Genomic DNA, 25,544 nt, shown 5'->3' on the forward strand with positions numbered 1-25,544 from the left:
TCCGATCCCATGTCTAAAGAAGCGGCCCACCCACGAAATTTTTTATTCAGATAAACTAAAAAATTTCGGGGTGGGAATCGAACCCACTAGAACCAGGTATTACTGGTGGCGCACCATTTGCCTTCCCTATATCATTTTTTTTGTTGATGAAAAATAATGTGATTTACCCCCCAGATTTTTAGGCCTTTTTCGGTTTCACTTAGAGTATCATACTAGAAAAAATAAAAAAAATAAATAGGTTTTTTGTTGTTTTTTCGTGTTTATTTATTGGCAAATTTCAACAAATTTCTACTGTTCTGAGAAAACGATTTCACCGCCAATCATCGTCCATTTTGGTTTTGCTAAATAATGAAAAGGATGGTGACTCCACAGCACTAAATCAGCCTCTTTTCCCTCTTCAATGCTTCCTAATTGCTGGTCTAACCTTAGGTTCCTCGCAGGTAAAATGGTGATTCCCTCTAATGCTTTTTGCTCTGATAATCCTTCTCGAACGGCAATCCCCGCACATATATTCAAATACTGAATAGGTGTATAGGGGTGATCGGTTGTAATCGATACTTCGACACCGTTATTTGTGAGTTCTTGATAAGTTTTCCAGGTCTTATTTTTTAGTTCGATTTTTGATCTCCTGGTTAAGGTCGGACCGACTGAAACCTTTAAGTTCATCCCAGCTAACTCGCTGGCAATTAAGTGTCCTTCTGTACAATGCTCAATTCTTAGATCCAGGTTAAATTCCTCAGCTAGGCGCAAGGCAGTAATAATATCATCAGCCCGATGAGCATGAATTCTAACGGGAATTTCCCTTTTTAAGGCCATAACTAGGGGCGCTACTCTTAGATTATCTGGATTATCTGTATGGATTGCTTTATAGAACGCTTCCCGGAGCATTCCCATAATTCCCATTCGTGTTATTGAGTCATTATTCCCCTGACTATGAATTCTTTTTGGATTTTCTCCTAAGGCAAGCTTAAGACCTGCAATTTCTTGGACAACCATTTTTTTTACATTCTTCCCGGTTGTTTTGATTACAGATGTAGTACCACCTATCACATTTGCACTTCCAGGCATGACATGTGCAGTGGTGATTCCACTTTTGATGGCATCGGAAAAAGCAGGGTCTAGAGGATAAACACCATCAATGGCTCTAATATGAGGAGTCATTGCTTCTGCTGTCTCGTTTGCATCATTACCAGCCCAGCCAGTTCCTTCATCGTATAGCCCTAGATGGGTATGAACATCAATAAAGCCTGGTAAAAGATAGAGTTGATGACAATCAATGATTTTAACGGTTAAATCAGTTTGAATATTTTTTCCAACCTTTATGATTTTTCCATTTTCTATGAGAACATCACCATTTTTTAGTGGTTCAGATGTAACTGGATAAAGGGTTGCATTTTTTAAAAGAATTTTCATGATCATTAAACCTTTCTGCACGTTGATAATATTATTTTTACCATTTTATCAACTGGAAGAATGAGTGGATAGTGGAAAATAATGATTTTTGAAAAAATTATGAAACCTTTTCGTAATGGCAGCGTAAATATTAGGGGAAGATAGAAAAAATTTACCGTTGGGGGAATCATAAATGATAAAAAGTGAAGAAAAAATGCTTGCGGCAATTCTCTATGTTGTTAGTCTATTTTTTCCGATTATAGGTCCTCTCGTTATTTGGTTATTAAAAAAGGATGAGTCATCATTTATCAATTATCATGGAAGAGAATATTTTAATTTTTTCATTTCATACACGGTTTATTCCGTAATAAGCGGAATATTAATTTTCTTAATCGTAGGCATTTTCTTATTATGGATATTAGGAATCATGGCCCTAGTATTTACCATCATTGCAGCAGTCAAGGCATATGAAGGAAATGAATATCGATTCCCACTAATCTTTAGAGTTATAAAATAATGGCTGTGTTAAGCTAACTTTTGATTTTGCACCCTGTTAATTTGTGTGGAAGGCACGAAGACTCCTCGAAAATGCTATCGAATTTTCTTCGTGCGTGGGCAAATTCAAGGAAGCCCTTCAATGTCCTGCAGGAGTACGGAGCAAGTGAGACCCCACAGGCGCTAGCGCCGAGGAGGCTCACCGAACGCCTGCGGAAAGCGAAGTGCCTCGGACAGGCAAAGACGGCCTGTCCCTGCGATGATTATTCCAAGAAGCATTCCTTAGTGGAACACAAATCAACAGGCCAATTTAACACAGCCAAAAAAATCAAATATAGGCCAACTAACCCAGCAAAAAAATTTTTTGCTGGGTTTTGAACGTTTTTATAGTTCAAACGTCATATCAATATATAAAGCTTTAACAAGGGGGAACTGGCATGGAATTATTAGAAGGTATGAACTGGGGATTAATCGCACCGCTCTTTATCATTCAACTTATCTTACTAATCGTATCACTAGTGGATTTATCTCGAATCGAAAAAACGAATGGCCCTAAACTGCTTTGGGTATTTATCATTATTTTTGTAAATATTATTGGCCCTATTCTATATTTTGTGATTGGAAGGAGAAATGATTAATGTCTCTCATCCAAATTAAAGGCTTAAAGAAGAGTTTTCAAGGAAATGAAGTGATTAAGGGACTGGATTTTGTACTTGAAAAGGGCAAGTGTATTGCCCTATTGGGTCCCAATGGAGCAGGGAAAACAACGACACTCCGGATGCTATCAGGATTAATGAAACCCACTGCAGGATCTATTTCTTTTAGCGGTGCTAAAAAGGATGGAGATATCCGCCACTTAATTGGCTACCTGCCTCAGTTTCCTGTTTTTTATGACTGGATGTCAGGATTCGAATTTCTTCAATACGTCGGCAAGCTTGCTGGCTTAACAAGCAAAGAGGCAAAGGAACGTTCCTTAGAGCTTCTAGAGCTGGTTGGAATCAGTGATGCAAAGAATAGGAGGGTAGGAAAATACTCTGGCGGGATGAAGCAAAGGCTAGGTATTGCACAGGCGATTATTCACCGTCCACAGCTTGTCATGTTAGATGAGCCTGTGTCTGCATTAGATCCATTTGGCAGAAGAGAGGTTTTAGAGCTGCTCGAAGGATTAAAAAAGGAGACCACCATTCTGTTCTCCACGCATATTTTGAATGATGCTGAGGAGGTTTGCGATGAGATCCTATTTTTACATAATGGAGAAATTGTGGAATCCGGAACAATGGTTGAGTTGCGTGAACGGCACCAGCAGGCAAAGATAGACTTAATCTTCCGTAAGAAAACAGAGGAAATGGAAAGTACTTTTAGGAACAATCATTTAACAAAATCTATTCTGATAGACGGAAATCGAATTAGTGTGTTTGTTACCGATGTAGAGACGGCAAGGAAGGAGTTTTTGAAATTAATCTCCAATAAAGACTGGCAATTGGATAAATTTGAAATAAGCAGTATGACCCTTGAAGATGTATTTATGAAGGTGGTGGGGAAATGAGCCAATGGATGACACTTTTTCAAAAAGAGATTATAGAGATGTGGAGAAATTTTAAATGGATTTGGGTTCCAATTACCTTTATTTTATTAGGTGTATCAGAGCCATTAACGAGTTATTATTTACCACAAATTATTAAATCGGTTGGCGGTCTGCCTGAAGGAGCAGTTTTTGAAATACCAACACCAACAGCAGGGGCTGTATTAGCTTCGGGTCTAAGTCAATATTCGACAATCGGGGTGTTAGTCATTGTCCTTGGCACAATGGGTATCATTGCAGGTGAAAGGAAGAGTGGAGTAGCTGCGATGATCCTTGTAAAGCCGGTTTCTTATCTATCTTATGTTACCTCTAAATGGGCGGGTAGTCTTTTTCTAGTGTGGATTTCTTTATTTATTGGTTACTTATCAACCTGGTATTATACGGGGCAGTTATTTGATTGGGTACCGATTGGGGAATTTTTTCAATCGTTCGTTTTATATGGCTTATGGCTGACATTAATAGTAACGGTTACAGTGTTCTTTAGTTCAGCTCTTTTATCGCCTGGAGTGGCAGGATTTATCTCATTAGCACTCGCGCTGGCAGTAAGTATCGCTAGCGGTGCACTTTCTCACTTACTAGAATGGAGCCCTTCGCAGTTAACTAGTTATGCAGGCGCCTTGCTTACGGCAGGGGAACTTCCTGATGATACCCTCCCTGCAAGTTTAGTAGCGCTGGTACTCATTCTCATTTTTCTATTGTTTAGTGTGTTCGTATTTAAGAGAAAAGAGCTTGCCTCATAATTAGCCATGTTTAAAAAAGGGAATCCGTAATCAAGAGGCCAGTCAATTGGCTTCTTTTTTCTATTAATCTTTTATAGCAGATATAAAGAAAACTCCTATCATTTTTTTTATCCATCTTTAATAGAATATATATAAGAGGGGCAGATAAGGAGTTTTCAGGATGAAAATACATGAATTTTACCGTGACAGTGCCAATATTACTTTAAATGGAAGCCTTGCAGCGCTCATTCCTGCTATCACCATCGCTGTTGGAAATCTATATTTTTTTCAAAACAATCAAATTATGTTACTTACCATCCCTTTTGTGGTGTACAGCTTTATAAGCTTTCAGATCTACCTTTATAGAGTAAAACAAGCTATTTCCATTGATCGAAATATGCCTCAATTGTCCAGTTCATATAAAAGTATTTTTTCTGCGCGACATCTTGTGGTTGTCTATATGAATCAGCAAGATTCTAGTTTGCACCTTTTCTATCCTGATGGACACCAGGCAGGAAAGATTGAGAGATATTGGCAAAAGGGCGTTTATCTGTTTAGGAAACCAAGAATTTATGTACTCTATGATAGCCAAGGGGGGCCTATTGGATATTACAAAATAAAAAAATCATTCATAATTGAAGTCTATGATCAAAACAGGAGATATTTAGGCTGTTATGAAAAAGAGCATGTAACATGGTTAAAACAAAAGAAAGAAATGGTAGATGTGACAGGTAGATTGTTTGGCTCAGTTGAAGGTTCAGGTTTTTTTATGGATGAACGAGTCTTAAATCAATCGGGGAAGCAGGTCGGGCGGCTGAGACGCGGGTGGATGCCTGTTGAATGGAGCGGTCGTTTTCCAGAACCAAATACACCAGTACTTTCGCTAACTGAAAACCTATCAGAAAAGGACAAGCTATTAACGATGTCATTTCTAATTAATGAATATTTTATTGAGAGATAAGGAAGTGTCTTTCTAATTGAATATTTGATAGAATAAGGTATAAAAATTGCGGAGGTTATCGTAGTGCAAATTGATTTAATTAAAGGTCATGGTTCAGGAAATGATTTTCTCTTAATTGATGAAATAACGAATGCTTATTCCTTTTCGGAAGGTGAAAGGGCTAAGCTTGCTACATTATTATGTGACCGAGATTCCGATTTAGGAGCGGATGGTATTCTTTTCATCATGAACAGCGACCAAGCTGATGGAAAAATGCGGGTTTTTAATTCGGACGGTTCAGAGGCTTCCATGTGTGGTAACGGTTTGAGGTTAGTCGCCCGATATGTTTGTGAAATGAAAGGACTAAATGAAGCCACGATTGAAACCATGAAGGCGAATTTAAAGGTTAGTGAACAAAAGGATATTTATCCGGATGTGATAACCTACCAAGTAGAGATTTCGCCGGTTTCATTCTTATTGGAAGACTTACCTTTGAAATTAAATCAAGCCAATTTACTAAATGAAAAAATCTCAGAGCTTTCACAGGAGTTAACATTTACTGCACTGGCGGTCCCCAATCCGCACTTAATTTCAATCGTAAATACAGAACAATTGCAATCTGGGGTGCAAAAAGTGATTAGTGAGAAGGTTAACAATCCAAATCAGTTATTTCCGGATGGCGTAAACGTAAGCTTTGTTAAAAATTTGGCAGAGGGAAGTATTTATGTAAACACCTTTGAACGGGGAGTGGGTTTCACAAATGCTTGTGGAACGGCCATGTCGGCCTCTTCATTGGTAACATGCCTGCAAGAACTGAATAACGTGGAAGAAATAGTTAATGTTTACAATAATGGTGGAAGAGTGCAATGTGTCGTTCATGAAGACGATGAAAACTACAGCATTGATCTGATTGGTAATGCAACGTACATGTACCAAGCATATGTGGATGTGGACCTAGAAAGCGAAACCTTTTCTGTAAGTTCGAAAGAGGAATTTACCGAGCAGTCAACCTACGAAAAGCTGCAAGCAGACGCACAAGACTTTCTTAAGAAAGCTGGTTTGTAATAATCTAAATAAGTTTATGTAGGTCACATAGGGTTCTATGTGACCTTGTTTGCTTTCAACACTTCGAGCACGGGTCCAAAAGGCTGAATCGTTTTTGTTTGAAAATAATTCTTAAAAGGATCACCTTGTTTTTTAATTCGTTGTAATGCATTTTCCATGTTAAAGTCCACGGGATTTAGGGTATCATCCACTTCGTCCCAATATAGTGGTGTGGCTACACCGGCATGCTCATTCCCTCTCATGGAATAGGGTGCTACAATCGTTTTTCCTTCACTATGCTGGACATAGTCAACGTAAAGTCTATTTCCACGATTTTTTTTCATTCGTTCCGTTGTAAACGAATCTGGATCCTTCGAAATCAAATAGTCCGCTATAAAACTTGTGAATAAACGTGTATCTTCAAAGGAAAATACGTCCTCAGGCAAAGGCAGATAAATTTGTAATCCTTTATTTCCAGATGTTTTTATAAATCCAATTAGATTTAATTGATCAAGAACCTCTTTAATGAACAATGCAGCTTTTACCGCTAAGTGAAATTCTTCCTTTGAAGGAGGATCTAAATCAAAGACAATTTCACTCGCTCCCTTACTGTGAATTTTTTGAAATGGTATATGGTATTCAATCGCAAGCTGATTACCGAGCCAGATGAGTGTTTTTAGATTGTTACAAACGATATAATCAATGCCTTCTGATATATGTGTATGAACAAAATCGGGTGCATAGTCTGGACAATTTTTTTGATAAAAGGGTTCACCGAACATTCCGTGCGGATAGCGAATCACTGTTAGGACTCGATCTTCTAAAAAAGGCAGCATATATGGTGATACTTCCCTTAGATACAGTATGAAATCTGCCTTTTGAATGTCATGGTTTTTCCAAAGAGGCTTATCAGGGTGGGTAATATCCAAATCTTCCGGTAAATTTTTTTGCTTAAAGATAAATTGTTCATATGTACATTCATTAGGCTTTAAATCAAAACGGAAGCGATGAAAATGAGGTTCACGCAGCTGATTTTCGAAAAGCTCTAAGTATTTTACCTCTAAGCAAATAGCAGGCTCGACATAGATAAACTGGGTGTCTTCACTCACCATATTCTGTTTAATCGTACTTTGAAGAGCTTGCTTCTCGTCTGGTTTAAAGCCAAATAGTACTTGACCAATTCCCTGAATACTTCCTTCCTTGTAGACTCCAACATAAAAGTAACCATTTGTCTTTTCAAATGCTGTAATAAAGCAGGATACATATTTCCAGTTTTTATATTTTAACCAATGTAAGGATCTCTTTCCTTCTTCCCATTGACTGTTTTTTTGTTTTGCAATAATCCCTTCACCATCATGGAGAACAACGTTTTCCCATAATTTTGAAAAGTCCTTATGGGCTTTAACTAGCTGCAGTAAGTTATGATTATAGGGGTCTGCTTCTAGTGGGAGATCGAGCTGTTTAAAAAGCTCGATTAGTCTCTCCTTTCGTTCTTCAAATTTTTTTGAATGAAGAGGTTTGCCAGCTAATACTAGGATATCAAAGACCATTAAACGACAAGGAACCTTTTCTGCTTGTTCAACAATTTTCTTTGAAGCCTTTAATCTTCCACGGACTTGGATCGCAGAGAAATTGGCCTTATATGGATTTTCAAGTAGAACAAGCTCTCCATCAAGTCGAAGCGGCAGAAGAGGTTGAAAGAATTCTTCTAGCGGCTCAAGAAATTCCTTTATCTCTGGGAATTGTGGCAGCAAGGGCTTGTCATTCCTACTGGTTAAGGTAATCCCATTTTTATCCCAATTCAAAATCGCTCGAAATCCATCATACTTAACCTCGTACAGCCAATCAGGTTGAACGCTTAGGTCGAATGTTAGTGTTGGCAGCATCGGTTTCATTAATTAATTTCCTCTCTTTTTCCTTTATTTTGTTTCAAACCAACAGGTTTCATCCTTTACCAAATGTTTTTAGGAATTTCTCTTAAAGCAAAAAACCACAATAATAATAAAAAGAATGGAGAATTGCACTTATGCATACGATGTGGAAAGGCAGCATTAGTTTTGGGCTTGTAAATATCCCAATCAAGCTTCATACAGCCACTGAGGATAAAGACATTAAACTTCGAACGTTGCATGATAAATGCCATGCACCGATTAAATATGAAAAAATTTGCACTGTATGTGAACAGGAAGTAAAACCAGAGGAAATTGTGAAAGCATATGAATATACAAAAGGGAAATTTGTGGTTCTGGATCAAGAAGACCTTGAAAAGCTTCGGAAGGAAAATGAAGAAAAGGCAGTAGAAATTATTGATTTTGTCAAAATGGAAGAAATAGATCCTATTTATTTTGACCGAAGTTATTATATGTCCCCTAATGAAGGCGGTGGGAAAGCATATTCCTTGCTTCGAAAAGCACTTCAGGAATCCCAAAAGGTAGGTATAGCAAAAATTATTATTCGCTCTAAAGAACAAATGGCAGTCATTCGTGTGTATGATAATACATTGGTCATGGAGACGATTCATTTTCCAGACGAAGTCCGCCGTTCGGGAGACGTTCCAAATGTCCCGGCAGATGATAAGGTTACTGATAAAGAATTAGCTACTGCGATTATGTTAATTGATCAATTAACTACTGAATTTGAACCTGAAAAATACACCGATGAATACAGGTCAGCATTATTAGAGTTAATTGAATCAAAACGTACAGGACAAGAAACCGTCACCCCGACAGCTAAAGAGACACCTTCTAACGTTACCGATTTAATGGCAGCACTGCAGGCTTCGATTGATAGGACCAAGCCTAGAAGCGAAGGTGCTGGAAGAAAAGAACCTGCAATAAAAAAGGAAACAGCTATAAATAAAGAAAGTGCAGCGAAGAAGGAAACAGTTGTCAAAAAGCCTGCAGCCCCTAGGAAAAAAGCAGCACCAAAGGTAAAAAAAGAAGCATAATCAAAAAAACCGATTCGACGACCTCGAGTCGGTTTTTTGCGACTTTTTGTCTTATAAATGATGGTATTTTGAATTCGGGCTCTTACATATGATGATGAAAGGACGCAAAAATGAAGATGTGCGGGGGAGTGCAATGGCTTATAATGTGCTTTTGTTTGCTGATCCTGGGATTGATGATTCTTTTGCAATTATGTACGCTTTATTAAATCCACATATAAATCTGGTCGGCATTGTTAGTGGATATGGGAATACAAAAAAAGAACAATCCGTTAAAAATTCTGCTTATTTAGTTGAATTAGGCGGCAGGGAGGATATTCCGATTATTGCTGGTGCAGCTGGTCCTTTATCTGGGGAACCTGTTCAGTATTATCCGGAAATACATGGACCAGAAGGACTAGGGCCAATAAGACCTCCTGATTCTTTTCAAAATATAAAAGTTCATGATTATAACAAAATCCTTGAAATCGTTAATCAATATAAGGGAAATTTAATCATTGTCAATGTAGGAAGATTAACAGAGTTAGCACTCATGTTTATCTTATATGGTGACAATGCTTTAAAGGATATAACGGAATTTTATATTATGGGCGGTGCATTCCTGGTTCCGGGAAATATAACAGCAGAAGCGGAAGCCAATTTCTATTCAGATTCTATTGCAGCAAGAATCGTTATGGAAAAGGCTCATAATGTTCATCTATATCCATTGAATATCACCAATAGAGCGATCATAACGCCTGAGATGGTCGAAATACTTGCGGAAAACAGTCCAACATCTTTTCGCTCATTGCTAAAACCGACATTTGATTATTATTTTAAAGCCTACCAAAAAAACGTTCCGGGAATAAAAGGTGCTCCTATTCACGATGTTGTCCCCTTAATGGCAATAACCAATCCTGAAATTTTTAAATATATACCCCGAAGAGTGAAGGTAGAGGAATTTGGAAATGCCAAAGGAAAGAGTATTGCTGATTTTCGTCCAAAACCGGATCCTGAGCCCGTGGAAACTTTAGATTACATCGGTATGGAAGCTGACATCCCAAAGTTCGTTGAAAACTTTATGGAGATCTTTTTAAAGGGGGATTATGAAAAAAAATAAATATCCCTGTTATTTTTTTATAGTTAGTAGCTTAGTAGTATGCTATACTGTAAATTTAATTGACTTTTAGAGTAATAAAGAGTATGATTAAGGTACGCTTTTAAGTTCGTGTAAATATTTATTGGTTTAAGTAGTCGTAACTGCACGATGTGTGGGTGATGTCTATTACCCGGTGCATTACGGCTTTTTGATTTAATTAAATGGTTATGTGCTTAAAGTGAACAAATCTTTGGGGGTTCTATTCATGAATAACGGTAAAGTAAAATGGTTTAATGCAGAAAAAGGATTTGGATTTATCGAAGCAGATGGCGGTCAAGACGTATTCGTACACTTCTCTGCTATCCAAACAGAAGGCTTCAAAACTTTAGAAGAAGGTCAATCAGTATCCTTTGAAATCGTTGAAGGTGCTCGTGGACCACAAGCTGCTAACGTAGTTAAAGCTTAATTCATGAAAAATAAAAAGGTGGTGCAATAATAAGGCATCACCTTTTTATCATTATAAAGATGAAATTTATCTTAATCAAAGTGTCAAACAGTCTTGCAAAAAGTACAAGGGGTGATCATTTTGGCGTTTGGTAGAAGAAATGATGAAGAAGTAAAGCTTGAAGAAACTAAAATTTGGGAATGTAATTCAGATAATTGTAAATGCTGGATTCGCGACAATTTTAAGAGCACTGAAGTGCCCCTCTGTCCAATATGCAAAAGTGAAATGAGCCTTACCACTAAAGAATTACAGGTCATTCATAATCATAGTAAAAACTTTATGTAATAACATAAGATGAAGCAGGGGATATTCCTCTGCTTTTTCTTATGAATCAATGTTTTCCTTACAATAATCAAATACTGCTAATTCCTCGTCTTCTTCAAGAGCAAAGTCTAAGACTTTTTCTGTGCCTCTTTCATAGAGGTGATAGTGCGAAATTCTGGGTCCCTTTTCATCTGCTACAAACAGGACCTTAATTCCAACGCCTTTTTCAGAGTATAGTTCATCCTCTTCCTCTACTTCTATTTCAAGAAAAAATTCATAGCGGTCTCCGCTTAATAATCCAAATGGATCGACAAGTTTTTCAACTGTATGACCAGTTATATTCAATGAGATCATCCTTTGCAAAATAGTTTCTTTTTTATTATATACATATTTCGAGATTAACTAGAAACAAATGACACCATTCGACCTCAAATTGTTATCAAAATATGGATAAATATTATGAAATAACTGTGAACGATGTCAAATTTAAGATTTATTTAATAAGTATCAAGTAAAATTGAGTTATTAGGAGTACGAGTAAGTTAGAGGTGAAAACTGCACTTTACTTTTGTGAAGAATTTCACATAAGGAGAATAAGGAGGCAATTATCCATGTCAAAAGACAGTCCTGTAAAGAGTTTATTGGCTAATAGAATGCAGCGTAGAACTTTTTTAAAATGGTCAGGGGCAATTGGAGTCCCAGTTATTGCTGGTGGTGTAGGGACTAAATTATTAATCGACAAGCAAAAGGAAGAAAATGTTGCAAGTGCCAGCGATTGGGATAAGGTCGTATCAACTTGCAGTATCAATAATTGTGGAGGCCGCTGTGTTATTAAGGCATATGTAAAAGACGGTGTAGTGGTTCGCGTAGCAACCGACACCCAGGAAAGCGGTGATCCTAGCATTCCTCCTCTTAGGGCATGTGTCCGTGGGCGAAATTATCGTAATTTACTTTATCATCCTGACCGCCTGAAGTATCCTATGAGACGGATAGGAAAGCGAGGCGAAGGTAAGTTTGAAAGAATATCATGGGATGAAGCGATTAATACAATTGCCTCTGAGATTAAACGAATTGGTGATACATATGGTCCGGAATCCAGATATGTCAATTACGCTTCTGGACAAAGCTGGGGGCTTCACGGCGGCAGGAATAGTGCGAGAAAGGTATTAGCATTAACTGGCGGATATTTAAATTACCGGAATGACTATAGTTCCGGGGCAGGAAATGTGGCAACGCCATTTACCTATGGAACGAACAATTCAGGCAGCAGCTTTGATTCCTTATTGCATTCTAAGTACATCATCCTATGGGGGCAAAATCCGTCAGAAATGATTTTCTCGACTCCATATCGTGATTATTTAATGCAGGCTAAGAAAAACGGAGCAAAAATTATTCTCATTGACCCTCGATATACGGATACCGCGATTGCATTTGCTGATGAGTGGATTCCAATTAAACCAACAACTGATAACGCGATGATGGACGCAATGGGCTATGTCCTTGTAACAGAGAAATTACACGATCAGGCATTCCTTGATAAGTATTGTGTAGGCTTTGATGGTGACCATATGCCTGAAGGTATTGCAAGGGAAGAGTCAGTGAAGAGTTATCTATTAGGCGAAAAAGACGGAGTAGCAAAAACACCGGAATGGGCCGAAAAAATATGTGGAGTGCCTGCTGGGAAAATTCGTGAAATTGCGAGAAACTATGCGACGATAAAGCCTGCAGCACTAATTCAAGGGTGGGCTGCACAAAGGCAGGCGTACGGTGAACAATTTATGCGCGGAGGTGCACAGCTGGCTTGTTTGACAGGAAATGTTGGTAAACTTGGAGGCTGGGCAGCTGGAACGGGTTACTGGAGCCGGGCAGATATTGTTTATCCATTTAAGGTAGAAAATCCGGTGAAGGCATCTATTCCTTGTTTCCTTTGGACAAAGGCCGTAGAACATGGCACAGAGATGACCGCAGCAGATGGACTTCAAGGAACTGATAAATTAACAACCAATATTAAAATGATTTTTAATATGGCAGGGAATATGTTAGTAAACCAGCACGCTGATATTAATAAAACAACAAATTTATTAAAGGATGAAAACAAAGTAGAATTTATCTGTGTCAGTGATCTTTTTATGACCCCGAGTGCTAAATATGCTGATATTCTTCTACCAGGAACAACCTTTTTTGAAAGGTACGATATAGGAGTGCCTTGGTGTTTTGGAGATTACGTCGTTTTTGGAGATAAAACGATCGATCCACTCTATGAATGTCGGAATGAATATGATGTATTTGCAGAAGTGGCAGATAAATTAGGGGTTAAGGAACAATTTACTGAAGGCAGGACGATACTCGATCTGGTAAAAGAAAGTGTTAAACGAACACGTGAGGAGCTGGATCCAAACTTCCCTACTTTTGAAGAATTCAGGGAAAAAGGTGTTCATCATTTTAAATTTGATGAACCGCTCGTTGGTTTCAAGGCACAAATTGATGATTTAGAAAACAATCCTTTTGAAACACCTTCTGGAAAAATTGAATTATTTTCTAAAACCCTTTGGGATATGAACCAGCAAGAAGAAATACCTGCTATTGCTAAATACATATCTTCATGGGAAGGACCGGAAGATCCATTAATAGAAAAGTATCCATTACAACTCATAAGTTGGCATTATAAGCGTAGATGTCATTCCACTTATGATAATATGCCATGGCTTGAGGAAGCAGCTAAGCAAGAAATGTGGCTGAATCCTAATGACGCCCAGAAGCGTGGAATAAAGGATGGAGATAGAGTTCAAGTATTTAATGAGCGGGGAAGTTTGTATATTGATGTAAAGGTAACAACTCGTATAACTCCTGGAGTGGCTGGTATTCCACAAGGTGCATGGTATACACCTGACAAAACAGGCATAGACCAAAGGGGATCCATAAATGTGTTAACATCACAACGACCAACTCCTCTTGCGAAATCAAATCCACAATTAACAAACCTTGTTGAAGTGAAAAAAGCATAAGGAGTGATTATTTTGGATCAAATAGGATTTTATATCAATCAAAGTATCTGTCAAGGCTGTAAGGCCTGTAGTGTGGCTTGTAAGGATAAAAACAATATAGAAGTAGGGATTAACTATCGCCGGGTTTATACGAAAGAAGAAGGTTCTTATATGCAGCAGTCAAATGGAGGTATTGTCCAAAATGTGAAATCGTATTATTTCTCAATTGCTTGTAACCATTGTGAACAGCCTGCTTGTATACTAAGCTGTCCGACTGGTGCCATTATGAAGAGTGATGAGAATGGGGTTGTAACAATAGATCAGGAGATTTGTGCTGGTACTCAATTATGTGTCAAGGCATGTCCTTATGGTGGACCACAATACAACAAAGAAACATTTAAATCAAACAAATGTAATTTTTGTATGGACCTTCAGGAAAAGGGGGAAGACCCCGTTTGCGTTGCAACATGTCCATTAGGAGCCATTGAATTTGGACCGATAAAAGAACTTCGAAAGAAGTATGGAAACATTAGTCAAATAAAAGGAATGCCTAGTCCGGCAATAACGAAACCGAACATTGTCATCACGCCTCATAGGGATGCAAAATTAGTTTAAAACCCATATAAATAAGTTGGTGATTAGATGTCTATTCTCGTAAATTGGCTGGAGAGTCTGCATGAAGAAATAAAAATTTCGACTGAATGTATAAGAGTACGAAATCGAAAATCAATGTGCAGTTTTTGCCTAGAAAGATGTGAGCAGCAAGCTTTTGAAATAAAAGACAATTTATTCATCATCGATAAAACAAAATGTTCGATGTGCGGTGAGTGTATTATTGCCTGCCCATTGTCTGCCATTGAAGGTATAGCATGTAACCGAATTTTTGATAACAGAAGCTTAGTTTATGACCCAAGTTATACACCTGCTGTAAAAGAACTGCTCATATATAAAAAAAGAGGAATGACATCCATTCAAGTTACTCGTCAAACAATGAACATCGCATGGGAAACTATAATTTGTGATACAAATGAACAATTACGATTACTTGATGAAAGTCCAATTCTTGTTGTTGAAAAAGTAATGGATGAAGTGCTTTCGAGGAGAGCCTTGTTTGGGAGTTTTCGAAAGGAAGGAAAACAGCTTGCTAAAAGTATGGCTCCAGCGGCTTGGAAGGTTGAAAAGGATGATTGGAAGCTTTCGAAATATTATCCTGATTATCAACTTTTCTCAGTAAAAATGCACAAAGATAAATGCACCCTTTGCCAGGCCTGCTTTTCGCTTTGTCCGGAAGAAGTGTTTCATTTGAAGGAAAGTAACCTTCATATCGTAAACCAAAAGTGTGTGAATTGTGCTTCGTGTACGGATGTTTGTCCGGAAAATGCGATTGAGATTGAACTAGATATAAAAAGTAAATGTGAACGGGTTGAACTACTGCATAAAAAGGATTGTATCGATTGTGGCCATACATTTTACTCCTATAACCCAGAAACTGAAAAATGTCATATATGTGTAAATAGAGATCCTGAATGGTTAAGTCCAAATTAATAATATTTCACTGTATGATAAGTTTTCGTTTGGTTAAATTATAGCCATCTTGATGTAGGGTGGTGAGAATATTGACGAAGCGGAATATTAAAACAAAATCAGGTCTGCAAAGTGCGAAAAGTCTAAATAGCGAAGAATTTGCCAACGAGATGACCCCACAAAATAAAAAGGTAAAGAAATCTAAGCCAAACACATAGTATGCCTAATGTTCACTTAATATAAAGCGCTGGAGGGCTTCTCCAGCGCTTGTTTTAATGTGCTTTTTTTTCGCCAGGCTTTATTGCAAACATGGCCACAAAAGCAGCAATAATACTAAGCCCGCTTAGTGTAATAAAAATCCAATAATTTTCCTGTTTCATTAACAACGCAATAATCGGAGGACCGGCTGCAACACCAATAAATCTCATCGAGCTATAAATAGAGGAGATAGTTCCACGCTCTTCCTTCTCAATTCCCGCAGTTATTAGAGCGTCTAAACATGGTAGACCAATTCCAATTCCAATTCCGGATATTAAAAACATAGTAATCATAAACCAAAGCTTTATCGATAGCCAAAGGGCGGCTATAGAAATTGCGGCGATAACAATGCCTCCAAACGTGAGCCATTTCATTAGTACCTTGTTATCTTTAATTAATTTTCCAGCAATAAACGATGACAGACAAAGTGCCCCAAGCGGCAATGCAAGAAACAATCCTTTCTTTAAATCTTTTATCCCATATTCGGTTTCAAAGATTTCAGAGAGATAAAATAATATGCCAAAAAGGACTAACATCAAAATCCCGCCAATAAAAAAGATAGCGTATAACCATTTTCCTTTTTCAGTAAAGGTATTCTTTACATTTGTGAAAAATTGCTTAAAAGGAATTGGTTTTGACCGAGACTTTGGACTCTTTACTAAAAACATTACCATAATCACTGAAATGGTACAAAAGACTGGAAATGAAAAGAAAGGTAAGAACCAGATAAAGCCTGCTAGTAAGGATCCCAATATCGGGCTTAGAACCTTACCAAATGTATTAGAGGTTTCAATTAACCCAAGACAACTGCTAACATCGTCTTCATTTTTGAACATGTCGCCAACCAAAGGCAGTACAATTGGCATGGCTCCAGCTGCTCCCACTCCTTGTAGGGCTCGGCCAAGCAATATTATCCAATAGGCGTTTTCCAACTTCCAAGCGGCCCATCCTGAAATTAAACCACCTATTCCTGCAATAATGAGACTTGGTATAATTACTTTTTTTCGTCCAATATGGTCCGATAAATATCCTGCCACTGGAATTAAGAAAATTGCAACGATGGAATAAACCGTTATAATCATACTGGTTTGGAATGCTGTGATTGATAATTCTTTTTCCATTGAGGGCAGGACTGGTATAAGCATGGAATTACCAAGCGTCATTACTAACGGAATTGATGACAATGAGAGTATTGCCCACTTTTGTTTGGAAAGTTCACCTGATTTTTTCTTTTTTCCAGCTGAAGAGGATTTATTTCTCACAGCCTCTGAACTCGGGCATAATCGTTCAATATGATCCATTTCTCTTCTATCCCGCCTTCATATGATGTGCTAACGTTAATATTGACATCTTTATTTTAAAATAACTATCAAACAACAATCCTTTAAATGGAATATCCTTAAATTGAATTTTCTAAAAAATATTGTTGACAATATGCTTTAAGATGGTTTAATATAAAAATCAATAAAGGCATGGCATTGATGAAGAGTAGTAACTTTTACGGATTCTATAGAGAGCTGATGGTTGGTGCAAATCAGTGTAGACGTATAAGTGAATGGACTTCGGAGCCTCCAAACCGAACCTCCTATAGGGTCAGTAGGCTTTGGCGAAATCCTCATCGTTAAAAGAGGCAGATATTCAAGCAGATAGTTGCGTTGCTTTGATATCGGTTAAGTGAGCTGATTTTTGGCTAATGAAGGTGGCACCACGGGTCTTCCGTCCTTTTTGGATGGAGGGCCCTTTTTGTTTTTTTATCAAGAAAATAATAATGAAATCTAAGATCAAGAGGAGTACACTTATTTAATTCTTTTCAGAGAGCCGGGGAAGGTGAGAGCCCGGTAAGAATGGATTTGTGGAATGGACTTGTGAGAGGCTGCCTGAATCATTAGTAGGGCCGCACGGAGTTCCACCGTTAAAAGGATAGGATATACGACTTTTTAAAGGTCCTGTATCTGAAGGAGGAAGCTGCAAAAACAGCTTCAAACAGAGGTGGCACCACGACAAGAATCGTCCTCTATACGCATAATTTTGCTTTTTATGCGTATAGAGGACGATTTTTTTATTTATTTACGAAGGGATGTAAAGAGCATGAAAATAAAAAATGGATTTTTCTTAAAGGAATTAAAAGGGGATACATTCACTCCTATTTCTATTCTGCAAAAGATTAGTGGTGCTAAAAAATTTTTATTGGAAAGTTCACATAAGTACCATGACTCTGGGCGTTATTCCCTTATTGGAGCCGATCCAGCATTCGAACTTATATCATATGGTGACACAAACGAAATTGTATATCGGAATGGTGAGAAGAAAGTTTTAATAGGTAACCCACTTGAATTGATTCAAACATTGCTCCCAAAGATGGATGAAGCACCTTTTCCATTTATAGGCGGGGCAGTAGGGTATGTTGGCTATGATATAATCCGCCAGTTCGAAGAAATTGGCGAAGAGTTTCCGAATGGATTGCAAATGCCTGATGTTCATTTAATGTTTTATGAAGAAGTCATTGTGTTTGACCATCTTGAAGAGAAAATAACGCTTTGCGGTGTACCCCTTTCAAACGAAATAGATAAAGATTTACTTGAAAAAAGGCTGGAGCAAAGAATTGAAGAACTGAAACAGCCTGCTATTTATCAGGAAGAAACTCCTTTTCAATTTACAGGTTTTCAGTCTGAAACATCCAAGGAAGAGTTTATCGAAAATGTAGAAATTGCGAAGGAGCATATAAAAGCAGGTGATATTTTTCAGGTGGTACTCTCAAGAAGAATGAAGTCATCATTCCAAGGTTCACCTTTAGCACTCTATCGCAAGCACCGTGCCCATAATCCGACACCTTATATGTTCTATATAGATTTCAATGACTATACCGTAATTGGTTCTTCACCAGAAAGTCTCATAAAAACAAGAGGCTCACAGGTATTCTCAAATCCAATCGCAGGTACAAAAAGAAGAGGAAAAACAATTGAGGAAGATCAATTGATTGCAAAAGAATTGAAAAGTGACGAAAAGGAACTGGCAGAGCATAAAATGCTCGTTGACCTTGGACGAAATGATTTAGGAAGGGTTTGTAAATTTGGTTCTGTAACAGTGGATAAGTATATGGAAGTTGAAAAGTTCCGTCATGTCATCCATCTTGTATCAGAAGTCAGTGGGACGTTAACAAAAGATCATAGTAATCTCGACGCTTTGGCAGCATGTCTTCCTGCGGGGACTGTTTCCGGGGCACCGAAAATCAGAGCAATGGAAATTATTAATAAATTGGAAAAATCAAAACGGGGACTTTATTCCGGAGCTATTGGTTATTTATCCGCCAACGGAAACATTGATTTTGCCTTAGCAATTCGTACGATGATTTTAAAAGAAGGGAACGCCTATATCCAGGCAGGTGCGGGTATTGTTTATGATTCCAACCCCGAATCAGAGTATGAAGAAACGATAAATAAATTAAAAGCCTTTTTGGAGGGAGAACAATGATTTTACTAATCGATAATTTTGACTCCTTTACGTTTAACCTTTATCAATATTTAGGTGAATTAGGTGAAGAAGTAACCGTTATTAGAAACAATCAGCTTACAATCCAGCAGATAAAGGATATGAATCCGAAAGCCATTATTTTGTCACCGGGTCCTGGAAAACCTGAGGATGCTGGAATTTGTATTGAGGTGATTCAAAGCTTATTTCAAGAAATACCTATTTTGGGTATATGTTTAGGACACCAAGCAATAGGGGCAGCATTTGGGAGTGAAATTAAAAGAGCTGATTTTATAAAACACGGGAAAACGTCGCAAATCACCCATAATGGCAATGGAGTTTTTACTTATCTAACGTCTCCATTAGAAGTAATGCGCTATCATTCTTTGGTGGTTGCGAAGGATTGTTTATCGCCTGATTTGGAATGTGTCGCACATTCTCTTGACGACCAAGAGGTAATGGCAATAAAACATCGACATTATCCAGTATTCGGCTTACAGTTTCATCCTGAATCGATTGGGACACCAAATGGTAAGCAAATGCTGCAGAATTTTTTATCTGAAATAGAAGGGATGAAGAGAAATGAAAAACTTTTTACTCCAATTAGCTGAAGGTGAATCTTTCTCAGAACCACAAATGAAAGAGGCAATGGACTTAATATTAGGTGAAGAGGTTTCTGAAAGTGAAATTGCTGCCTTTTTAATGGGTTTAAAATCAAAAGGAGAAACAGTAGGAGAAATTACTGGAATCGTTAAGGGCCTGAAGGAGAATACCCTTCCATTTCGTAAGAAGTTTCCTCAGGTTTTAGATAATTGTGGAACTGGTGGGGATGGTTCTTCGAGTTTTAATATAAGCACTACATCAGCATTTGTTATTGCTGGAGCAGGTATTCCGGTGGCAAAGCACGGAAATCGCAGTATTTCTAGTAAAACAGGCAGTGCAGATGTATTGGAGTATCTCGGCATTAATTTAAATCTGCCAGTTGAGCGTACAGAGGAAATTCTCCATGAACTTGGGATTGCCTTCTTATTTGCTCCGCATGTGCACCCAAAATTAAAGAAGATTATGACGGTCCGAAGACAATTGAGAATCCCTACTGTCTTCAACTTTATCGGTCCACTTACCAATCCTATTGATTTGGATTATCAAGTACTTGGTGTCTATCGGAAAGACTTATTACCGGTATTTGCAGAAGTTCTGCAAAACCTAGGACGTAAACGTGCGGTAGTCATAAGCGGTGCAGGTTCTATGGATGAGGCATCTCTACAGGGTGAGAACTACCTTACTCTATTAGAGGATGGAGTTATCTCCACGCAAACCTTTGTACCGGATGAAGTAGGACTTCCTGAATATGATAACAGTGCAATTAAGGGTGGAGATTCTAAGGAAAATGCGGAGATCCTTAAAAAGGTTCTTTCTGGCGAAAAAGGTCCATGCCGGGATACAGTTTTATTGAATGCCGGGATAGGAATTTATACAAGCGGTAAGGCTACCAACATTGTCGAAGGAATTAATATTGCTAGGGATGTTATTGATTCAGGCGCAGCTTATGAAAAGTTACAACAGTTAATTGAACTCACTCGAAAAGGTCAAAGAGAGGCGATATAAGTGGAAACGATATTAGATCGTATTATTAATGAAAAACATAAAGAGGTCCTAAAACTTCGCGAAGGTGATTCTATCAAAATAGAAGCGAAGCCGAGAAGATCCTTCATCCAAAAATTACAGAATGCAGAAGAGATAGCGATTATTTCAGAATTTAAACGTGCTTCGCCATCTAAAGGAATGATAAACAATGGGGTGGAACCCGCCGACCAAGCGGCAAGATATGAGAAGGCAGGAGCCTCCGCTATTTCAGTGCTAACTGATTCCACCTTTTTTAAAGGTTCATTTGCTGATTTAAGGGCAGTTAGAGAGGCGGTTGAGCTGCCTATCCTTTGTAAGGATTTTATTATTGATTCAAGTCAAATCGACCAAGCAGCTGGATACGGTGCTGATATCATTTTATTAATCGTTGCGGCACTGGACGAGGATACGCTGACCCAGTTGTACCAATATGCAATAAGCATGGATTTAGAGGTATTAGTTGAGGTTCATAATCAAGCAGAATTAGAAATAGCACTCAAACTTGGTGCTCAGCTTATAGGTGTTAATAATCGTGATTTAAAGACCTTTAACGTTTCACTTGAGGTTACAGAGTCTCTAGCAAAATTAATAAAGGACGCTGGAGCTTTTCTAATCAGCGAAAGTGGGATTCATTACAAGGAAGATGTGGAGCGGGTACGAAGTGCTGGAGCGAATGGAATTTTGGTCGGTGAAGCGTTAATGAAGAGTACCGACTTAGCTAAGTCTTTCCAAGATTTTAAATTGCCGCTTGTTGACAGGGTGAAAAAATGAAAGTGAAAATTTGTGGAATTACAGATCTTACAACTGCTATAGCAGCAGTTGATTACGGAGCAGATGCAGTTGGTTTTGTTTTTGCAGAAAGCAAGCGAAAGATTTCAGTTATAAAAGCAAAAGACATCATTACTCATTTACCGAAAGAGGTATTAAAGGTTGGGGTATTTGTTAATGAGTCAAAAGAAAAGATAGAGGAAATTGCCTCCGAAGCAGGCCTCACACATGTTCAACTACATGGCGATGAAACTCCAGCCTTTAGCCAATCTCTATCATTCCCTATAATCAAAGCAGTAGGTATACATGATAATCAGAGTTTAAAGCAACTAGAAAGTTATCCTTGTGAATACGTTCTGCTGGATGGACCGAAAGGAAAATTCAGAGGGGGAAATGGCTTGTCTTTTGATTGGAACTGCATTTCGCCTCACGACCTCAAGGAGAAAAAAGTCATTCTAGCTGGAGGATTAGATGAGGAAAATGTTGAAGAAGCCATTAAGCTCATTCAACCATATATGGTCGATGTTAGCAGCGGAGTAGAAACGGACGGAAAAAAGGATTTAAATAAGATCCAGACTTTTATTAATAAGGCTAAAGGGAGCCAAACAGGAGGAACTAGGAATGAATTCATATACACTGCCGAATGAAAAAGGGCAATTTGGAATTTATGGAGGAAGATTTGTACCAGAAACGCTTATGAAGGCTGTTCTAGAGCTGGATGAAGCATATAAAGCAGCAAAAAAGGACCCCAGTTTCCAAGCAGAAATTGATGGGTATTTAACGGAATATGTAGGAAGAGAAACACCGCTTTATCATGCGAAAAATCTTACAAAATACGCGGGCGGAGCTCAAATATATCTTAAAAGAGAAGACCTGAATCATACAGGTGCCCACAAAATAAACAATGCAATCGGTCAGGCTTTACTAGCTATAAGAATGGGAAAAAGAAAAATTGTTGCTGAAACTGGTGCTGGACAGCATGGCGTTGCGACTGCAACAGTCTGTGCCTTATTAAATTTGGAATGCATTGTTTTTATGGGGGAAGAAGACATCAAACGTCAGGCATTAAATGTCTTTCGAATGGAGCTTCTCGGTGCTAAGGTTGTCAGTGTCACCTCTGGCAGCGCAACATTAAAAGATGCCGTTAATGAAGCCTTAAGATATTGGGTTGAACATGTAGAGGATACACATTATCTCTTGGGTTCTGTTATGGGACCACATCCATTCCCTGTAATGGTAAGAGATTTTCAAAGTGTAATTGGCAAGGAAACTAAAAAGCAGTTCTTAGCAAAAGAAGGAAGGCTTCCAGAAGCTGTGGTTGCTTGTATCGGAGGGGGCAGTAATGCTGCGGGAATGTTCCATCCGTTTATAGAGGACAAAGCAGTCAGTCTCTATGGTGTAGAGGCAGCGGGACAGGGAATAGATACGGATTTCCACGCCGCTTCACTCACAAAAGGAAAACCAGGTGTCCTTCATGGAGCCCTCATGTATCTACTACAGGATGATGATGGACAAATTATTGAGGCTCATTCTGTTTCGGCTGGTCTTGATTATCCTGGTGTAGGACCAGAACATAGTTACTTAAAAGACAGTGGGAGAGCACAATATCATTCTATTACTGATAAAGAGGCATTAGAAGCGTTCCAACTTTTATCAAAATTAGAAGGCATTATACCTGCTCTTGAAAGTGCTCATGCAATAAGCTTTGCAGTTAAGCTTGCAGCCGAAATGAAGGAAACCGAGTATATTGTGGTATGTTTGTCCGGTCGTGGTGATAAAGATGTAACAGCTGTAAAAGAAAGGTTAGAAAGGGAGAGATCATAATGAATAGAATTGAAAAAAGTTTTAAGATGTTAAAAGACCATGACCGGAAGGCTTTTATTCCCTATATTATGGGTGGAGATGGAGGACTTAATAATCTAACTGAGCGTCTACTAACATTAGAAAAATTCGGTGCCACCCTCATTGAAGTTGGTGTTCCTTTTTCCGATCCTGTAGCAGATGGTCCAACCATTCAGCAAGCTGGTATTAGGGCGCTTCAAAATGGAACGACACTAAGGGGAATTATTGCAGAAATAACAAAAGCGAGAGAAGTAGTATCAATTCCCATCGTGCTTATGACTTACCTAAACCCTGTCTATTCATATGGGATTTCTACATTTGCACAAGATATTGCAAAGGCCGGAGTGGATGGCTGTATTATTCCCGACCTTCCCATGGAAGAAGAGGACCTTCTAGCAGCAGAACTTGAGGATGTGGGGATTGAATTAATCCGACTTGTTACGTTGACATCTCCGAAAGAGAGAATAAAAGAAATATCGAATCGAGGGAAAGGCTTTTTATATACCGTTACTGTAAAGGGAATAACCGGAACAAGAAATGAATTTGATCAAGAGGTAGTCGAATTTCTAAAGAAAGTAAAGGAAATTAGTCCCATACCAGTTGTCGCTGGATTTGGCATATCAAACGAAAAGCAAATTAATGAACTAAGTCCCCATTGTGATGGAATCATTGTCGGCAGTAAAATTGTTGACTTATTCAATAAAAATGATTTAACAGGGCTTGAAAGCTTTATGTCAGTATTGAAACCGGAAAAAAATATCATTTAAGAACTGAAATCCACTCCTTTGCGGGTGGCTTTTTTCTTTACCTAGCTTAATCTAGCAAATTGGCAGGAATGTCTGCTTGATACCCTCGTATATCTCCTATATAATTAGTCTATACTTTTACTGAACTTCTCAGCATTTTAAATCATATTCTAGGGATATCCCTTTTCTTGATTATAAACTTCCATTCTTGGAAGTTTTGTTTGTTATTGAGATAGATAAAAAGAGGTGTTAATAAATGAAGGAAATCACAGTTGAGGAATTAACAACGATAAAGAATCCGGTTATTATTGATATCCGCGCGCCTATTGAATTTAAGGATGGTGCTATTCCGGAAGCAATCAACATTCCTTTATTTACAGATAAAGAGCGAGAGGAAATTGGAACCATCTATAAACATGAAGGACAAGCCAAGGCAAAATGGAGAGCCATGGAGATTGTGTCGCCCAAAATCCCTAGTCTGCTTCAACAAATTAAAGCAGCAATGGTAAATGGGGAAGAGTTAATCGTCTATTGCTGGCGTGGGGGGATGCGCAGTAAAGCTGTTGTAACCTTTTTAGAATTTGCCGGCATTTATGTGATGCGTCTAACAGGTGGTTATAAAGCATATCGACAATACATTCTTCAGCAAATCCCAACAATGTTTCCTGAAACAGCAATTGTATTGCATGGTCTAACAGGCGTTGGAAAGACGGAAGTTTTGAAGAAATTAAAAGCAGCTGGATACCCAACACTTGATCTTGAGGGAATGGCAGCTCATCGGGGATCCATTTTTGGAACGATTGGACTGGGAGAGGGCAATAATCAAAAAACGTTCGATTCTCTTTTATACAAAGGACTTCAGGAGATACAAAGTTCCACTCATTTTGTGATGGAAGCAGAAAGTAAACGGATTGGGAAAGCTGTCCAGCCCGAAGAGCTAATGGATAAAAAAATGCGGGGAATTAACTTCTATATTCACACTCCTTTAGAGCAACGGGTTAAGCAGCTGATAAATGAGTACGTGATTCCTTATCAAAATGAGCCATGGTATCACGGTCAAATTGCGCTAGGAATTGAAAAGATCGTAAGAAGAATAAAAGATAATGAAATGAAAAAAATGTTAGTCCAATCGTTGGAGAATAAGGATTATCAACAAATGATCGGCATTTTACTCGAACATTATTATGACCCACGTTACGATCATGCAACGCTTGAATACGATGGTAAATTCATTGATATTTATGCGGATGATTCGGACGTTGCGGCTATCAAAGTGATGGAAGAAATAGATAAACTTATGGTAAAAAAGAATGAGGTATTTGAAGGGCAGATAAAGGCCCTTTAGGGATGAAAAAACCGCCGTAC

The 25,544-nt window shown here is 38.3% G+C and carries 26 protein-coding genes and 2 other annotated features; of the genes, 22 read left to right on the top strand and 4 right to left on the bottom strand.

What is annotated here, in order from left to right:
* Nucleotides 1-288: 288 nt before the first annotated feature.
* Nucleotides 289-1,416, bottom strand: coding sequence for an amidohydrolase (locus tag ACN6MT_RS14850; RefSeq protein ID WP_419956444.1), 1,128 nt, complete (start codon nucleotides 1,414-1,416; stop codon nucleotides 289-291).
* A 169-nt stretch (nucleotides 1,417-1,585) separates the two neighbouring features.
* Here ACN6MT_RS14850 and ACN6MT_RS14855 point away from each other — a divergent pair, with 169 nt between their 5' ends.
* From ACN6MT_RS14855 to dapF, 6 genes are all read left to right on the top strand, one after another.
* Entirely contained in the window at nucleotides 1,586-1,909 is a 324-nt protein-coding gene (locus ACN6MT_RS14855) for a DUF4870 domain-containing protein (protein WP_063253036.1), read from the top strand.
* A gap of 415 nt (nucleotides 1,910-2,324) precedes the next feature.
* Entirely contained in the window at nucleotides 2,325-2,525 is a 201-nt protein-coding gene (locus ACN6MT_RS14860) for a PLDc N-terminal domain-containing protein (protein WP_063253037.1), read from the top strand.
* On the top strand, nucleotides 2,525-3,433 hold the full coding sequence (locus ACN6MT_RS14865) for an ABC transporter ATP-binding protein (protein WP_419886872.1): 909 nt from the start codon (nucleotides 2,525-2,527) through the stop codon (nucleotides 3,431-3,433). Before ACN6MT_RS14860 ends, ACN6MT_RS14865 begins: the two co-directional genes overlap by 1 nt.
* Nucleotides 3,430-4,209, top strand: a complete 780-nt coding sequence (locus ACN6MT_RS14870; RefSeq protein WP_419886873.1) for an ABC transporter permease — start codon at nucleotides 3,430-3,432, stop codon at nucleotides 4,207-4,209. The genes ACN6MT_RS14865 and ACN6MT_RS14870 overlap by 4 nt, the downstream gene beginning before the upstream one ends.
* Nucleotides 4,210-4,369: 160 nt before the next feature.
* A complete protein-coding gene (locus ACN6MT_RS14875) occupies nucleotides 4,370-5,149 on the top strand; it encodes a hypothetical protein (protein ID WP_063253040.1) in 780 nt (259 codons plus the stop codon).
* 63 nt (nucleotides 5,150-5,212) lie between these two features.
* Nucleotides 5,213-6,193, top strand: coding sequence for a diaminopimelate epimerase (gene dapF / locus ACN6MT_RS14880; RefSeq protein ID WP_419886874.1), 981 nt, complete (start codon nucleotides 5,213-5,215; stop codon nucleotides 6,191-6,193).
* 35 nt (nucleotides 6,194-6,228) lie between these two features.
* Here the strand turns inward: dapF and ACN6MT_RS14885 are convergent, their stop codons facing one another.
* Nucleotides 6,229-8,067, bottom strand: a complete 1,839-nt coding sequence (locus ACN6MT_RS14885) for a DNA ligase D (protein ID WP_419886875.1) — start codon at nucleotides 8,065-8,067, stop codon at nucleotides 6,229-6,231.
* Between the two features lie 131 nt (nucleotides 8,068-8,198).
* Between ACN6MT_RS14885 and ACN6MT_RS14890 the strand changes: the two genes are divergently transcribed.
* The 4 genes from ACN6MT_RS14890 (at nucleotide 8,199) to ACN6MT_RS14905 (ending at nucleotide 10,984) form a co-directional block, all read left to right on the top strand.
* A complete protein-coding gene (locus ACN6MT_RS14890) occupies nucleotides 8,199-9,119 on the top strand; it encodes a Ku protein (RefSeq protein ID WP_419886876.1) in 921 nt (306 codons plus the stop codon).
* A 133-nt stretch (nucleotides 9,120-9,252) separates the two neighbouring features.
* Complete coding sequence (locus ACN6MT_RS14895; RefSeq protein WP_419886877.1) at nucleotides 9,253-10,215, top strand: nucleoside hydrolase; 963 nt, start codon at nucleotides 9,253-9,255, stop codon at nucleotides 10,213-10,215.
* Between the two features lie 244 nt (nucleotides 10,216-10,459).
* Nucleotides 10,460-10,660: a cold-shock protein gene (locus ACN6MT_RS14900; RefSeq protein WP_419886878.1), complete on the top strand. Its 201-nt coding sequence runs from the start codon at nucleotides 10,460-10,462 to the stop codon at nucleotides 10,658-10,660.
* A 120-nt stretch (nucleotides 10,661-10,780) separates the two neighbouring features.
* Entirely contained in the window at nucleotides 10,781-10,984 is a 204-nt protein-coding gene (locus ACN6MT_RS14905; protein ID WP_192651648.1) for a cold-shock protein, read from the top strand.
* A 39-nt stretch (nucleotides 10,985-11,023) separates the two neighbouring features.
* Here ACN6MT_RS14905 and ACN6MT_RS14910 read toward each other — a convergent pair whose 3' ends face one another.
* Nucleotides 11,024-11,317 (bottom strand): DUF6509 family protein, encoded by a 294-nt coding sequence (locus tag ACN6MT_RS14910; protein ID WP_063253095.1) that lies wholly within the window; start codon nucleotides 11,315-11,317, stop codon nucleotides 11,024-11,026.
* 257 nt (nucleotides 11,318-11,574) lie between these two features.
* On the opposite strand from ACN6MT_RS14910, the gene ACN6MT_RS14915 reads away from it, so the two are divergent.
* The 4 genes from ACN6MT_RS14915 to ACN6MT_RS14930 all read left to right on the top strand — a co-directional run bounded on the left by ACN6MT_RS14915 (nucleotide 11,575) and on the right by ACN6MT_RS14930 (nucleotide 15,689).
* Complete coding sequence (locus ACN6MT_RS14915; protein ID WP_419886879.1) at nucleotides 11,575-13,968, top strand: DMSO/selenate family reductase complex A subunit; 2,394 nt, start codon at nucleotides 11,575-11,577, stop codon at nucleotides 13,966-13,968.
* A 3-nt stretch (nucleotides 13,969-13,971) separates the two neighbouring features.
* Nucleotides 13,972-14,562, top strand: a complete 591-nt coding sequence (locus ACN6MT_RS14920) for a DMSO/selenate family reductase complex B subunit (protein ID WP_419886880.1) — start codon at nucleotides 13,972-13,974, stop codon at nucleotides 14,560-14,562.
* A 27-nt stretch (nucleotides 14,563-14,589) separates the two neighbouring features.
* Nucleotides 14,590-15,492, top strand: coding sequence for a 4Fe-4S binding protein (locus tag ACN6MT_RS14925; protein WP_419886881.1), 903 nt, complete (start codon nucleotides 14,590-14,592; stop codon nucleotides 15,490-15,492).
* A 71-nt stretch (nucleotides 15,493-15,563) separates the two neighbouring features.
* Nucleotides 15,564-15,689 (top strand): hypothetical protein, encoded by a 126-nt coding sequence (locus tag ACN6MT_RS14930; protein WP_419956556.1) that lies wholly within the window; start codon nucleotides 15,564-15,566, stop codon nucleotides 15,687-15,689.
* A 54-nt stretch (nucleotides 15,690-15,743) separates the two neighbouring features.
* Here ACN6MT_RS14930 and ACN6MT_RS14935 read toward each other — a convergent pair whose 3' ends face one another.
* A complete protein-coding gene (locus tag ACN6MT_RS14935) occupies nucleotides 15,744-17,030 on the bottom strand; it encodes an MFS transporter (protein ID WP_419886882.1) in 1,287 nt (428 codons plus the stop codon).
* A gap of 168 nt (nucleotides 17,031-17,198) precedes the next feature.
* Nucleotides 17,199-17,456, top strand: a binding site (T-box leader).
* Between the two features lie 41 nt (nucleotides 17,457-17,497).
* Nucleotides 17,498-17,747, top strand: a binding site (T-box leader).
* A 70-nt stretch (nucleotides 17,748-17,817) separates the two neighbouring features.
* Between ACN6MT_RS14935 and trpE the strand changes: the two genes are divergently transcribed.
* The 8 genes from trpE (at nucleotide 17,818) to mnmH (ending at nucleotide 25,524) form a co-directional block, all read left to right on the top strand.
* Nucleotides 17,818-19,200, top strand: a complete 1,383-nt coding sequence (trpE, locus tag ACN6MT_RS14940; protein WP_419886883.1) for an anthranilate synthase component I — start codon at nucleotides 17,818-17,820, stop codon at nucleotides 19,198-19,200.
* Complete coding sequence (locus tag ACN6MT_RS14945; RefSeq protein WP_419886884.1) at nucleotides 19,197-19,808, top strand: anthranilate synthase component II; 612 nt, start codon at nucleotides 19,197-19,199, stop codon at nucleotides 19,806-19,808. Before trpE ends, ACN6MT_RS14945 begins: the two co-directional genes overlap by 4 nt.
* Nucleotides 19,780-20,805, top strand: a complete 1,026-nt coding sequence (gene trpD, locus ACN6MT_RS14950) for an anthranilate phosphoribosyltransferase (RefSeq protein ID WP_419886885.1) — start codon at nucleotides 19,780-19,782, stop codon at nucleotides 20,803-20,805. The genes ACN6MT_RS14945 and trpD overlap by 29 nt, the downstream gene beginning before the upstream one ends.
* Complete coding sequence (trpC, locus tag ACN6MT_RS14955; protein ID WP_419886886.1) at nucleotides 20,806-21,594, top strand: indole-3-glycerol phosphate synthase TrpC; 789 nt, start codon at nucleotides 20,806-20,808, stop codon at nucleotides 21,592-21,594. It abuts the gene before it with no gap.
* Nucleotides 21,591-22,238, top strand: coding sequence for a phosphoribosylanthranilate isomerase (locus tag ACN6MT_RS14960; protein ID WP_419886887.1), 648 nt, complete (start codon nucleotides 21,591-21,593; stop codon nucleotides 22,236-22,238). Before trpC ends, ACN6MT_RS14960 begins: the two co-directional genes overlap by 4 nt.
* Nucleotides 22,213-23,415, top strand: a complete 1,203-nt coding sequence (trpB, locus tag ACN6MT_RS14965) for a tryptophan synthase subunit beta (RefSeq protein ID WP_063253052.1) — start codon at nucleotides 22,213-22,215, stop codon at nucleotides 23,413-23,415. The genes ACN6MT_RS14960 and trpB overlap by 26 nt, the downstream gene beginning before the upstream one ends.
* The gene (gene trpA, locus ACN6MT_RS14970; protein ID WP_419886888.1) at nucleotides 23,415-24,200 is read left to right on the top strand and encodes a tryptophan synthase subunit alpha; all 786 of its coding nucleotides are present in this window, start codon (nucleotides 23,415-23,417) and stop codon (nucleotides 24,198-24,200) included. Before trpB ends, trpA begins: the two co-directional genes overlap by 1 nt.
* Nucleotides 24,201-24,435: 235 nt before the next feature.
* Complete coding sequence (mnmH, locus tag ACN6MT_RS14975; RefSeq protein WP_419886889.1) at nucleotides 24,436-25,524, top strand: tRNA 2-selenouridine(34) synthase MnmH; 1,089 nt, start codon at nucleotides 24,436-24,438, stop codon at nucleotides 25,522-25,524.
* The last annotated feature ends 20 nt before the right edge of the window (nucleotides 25,525-25,544 follow it).

Origin of the sequence: Neobacillus niacini (genome assembly GCF_048572935.1) — a bacterium.
Taxonomy (GTDB): Bacteria; Bacillota; Bacilli; order Bacillales; family Cytobacillaceae; genus Neobacillus; species Neobacillus niacini.

Excerpts from the sequence above, each read along its gene's own strand:
- ACN6MT_RS14885 (WP_419886875.1), bottom strand. The coding sequence starts at position 8,067 with ATGAAACCGATGCTGCCAACACTAACATTCGACCTAAGCGTTCAACCT.
- ACN6MT_RS14855 (WP_063253036.1), top strand. The coding sequence starts at position 1,586 with ATGATAAAAAGTGAAGAAAAAATGCTTGCGGCAATTCTCTATGTTGTT.
- ACN6MT_RS14935 (WP_419886882.1), bottom strand. The coding sequence starts at position 17,030 with ATGGATCATATTGAACGATTATGCCCGAGTTCAGAGGCTGTGAGAAAT.
- trpB (WP_063253052.1), top strand. The coding sequence starts at position 22,213 with ATGAATTCATATACACTGCCGAATGAAAAAGGGCAATTTGGAATTTAT.
- ACN6MT_RS14895 (WP_419886877.1), top strand. The coding sequence starts at position 9,253 with ATGGCTTATAATGTGCTTTTGTTTGCTGATCCTGGGATTGATGATTCT.
- ACN6MT_RS14910 (WP_063253095.1), bottom strand. The coding sequence starts at position 11,317 with ATGATCTCATTGAATATAACTGGTCATACAGTTGAAAAACTTGTCGAT.
- ACN6MT_RS14870 (WP_419886873.1), top strand. The coding sequence starts at position 3,430 with ATGAGCCAATGGATGACACTTTTTCAAAAAGAGATTATAGAGATGTGG.
- trpE (WP_419886883.1), top strand. The coding sequence starts at position 17,818 with ATGAAAATAAAAAATGGATTTTTCTTAAAGGAATTAAAAGGGGATACA.
- ACN6MT_RS14945 (WP_419886884.1), top strand. The coding sequence starts at position 19,197 with ATGATTTTACTAATCGATAATTTTGACTCCTTTACGTTTAACCTTTAT.
- ACN6MT_RS14860 (WP_063253037.1), top strand. The coding sequence starts at position 2,325 with ATGGAATTATTAGAAGGTATGAACTGGGGATTAATCGCACCGCTCTTT.
- ACN6MT_RS14875 (WP_063253040.1), top strand. The coding sequence starts at position 4,370 with ATGAAAATACATGAATTTTACCGTGACAGTGCCAATATTACTTTAAAT.
- trpD (WP_419886885.1), top strand. The coding sequence starts at position 19,780 with ATGAAAAACTTTTTACTCCAATTAGCTGAAGGTGAATCTTTCTCAGAA.
- ACN6MT_RS14915 (WP_419886879.1), top strand. The coding sequence starts at position 11,575 with ATGTCAAAAGACAGTCCTGTAAAGAGTTTATTGGCTAATAGAATGCAG.
- ACN6MT_RS14960 (WP_419886887.1), top strand. The coding sequence starts at position 21,591 with ATGAAAGTGAAAATTTGTGGAATTACAGATCTTACAACTGCTATAGCA.
- ACN6MT_RS14900 (WP_419886878.1), top strand. The coding sequence starts at position 10,460 with ATGAATAACGGTAAAGTAAAATGGTTTAATGCAGAAAAAGGATTTGGA.
- ACN6MT_RS14925 (WP_419886881.1), top strand. The coding sequence starts at position 14,590 with ATGTCTATTCTCGTAAATTGGCTGGAGAGTCTGCATGAAGAAATAAAA.
- mnmH (WP_419886889.1), top strand. The coding sequence starts at position 24,436 with ATGAAGGAAATCACAGTTGAGGAATTAACAACGATAAAGAATCCGGTT.
- ACN6MT_RS14890 (WP_419886876.1), top strand. The coding sequence starts at position 8,199 with ATGCATACGATGTGGAAAGGCAGCATTAGTTTTGGGCTTGTAAATATC.
- trpA (WP_419886888.1), top strand. The coding sequence starts at position 23,415 with ATGAATAGAATTGAAAAAAGTTTTAAGATGTTAAAAGACCATGACCGG.
- ACN6MT_RS14865 (WP_419886872.1), top strand. The coding sequence starts at position 2,525 with ATGTCTCTCATCCAAATTAAAGGCTTAAAGAAGAGTTTTCAAGGAAAT.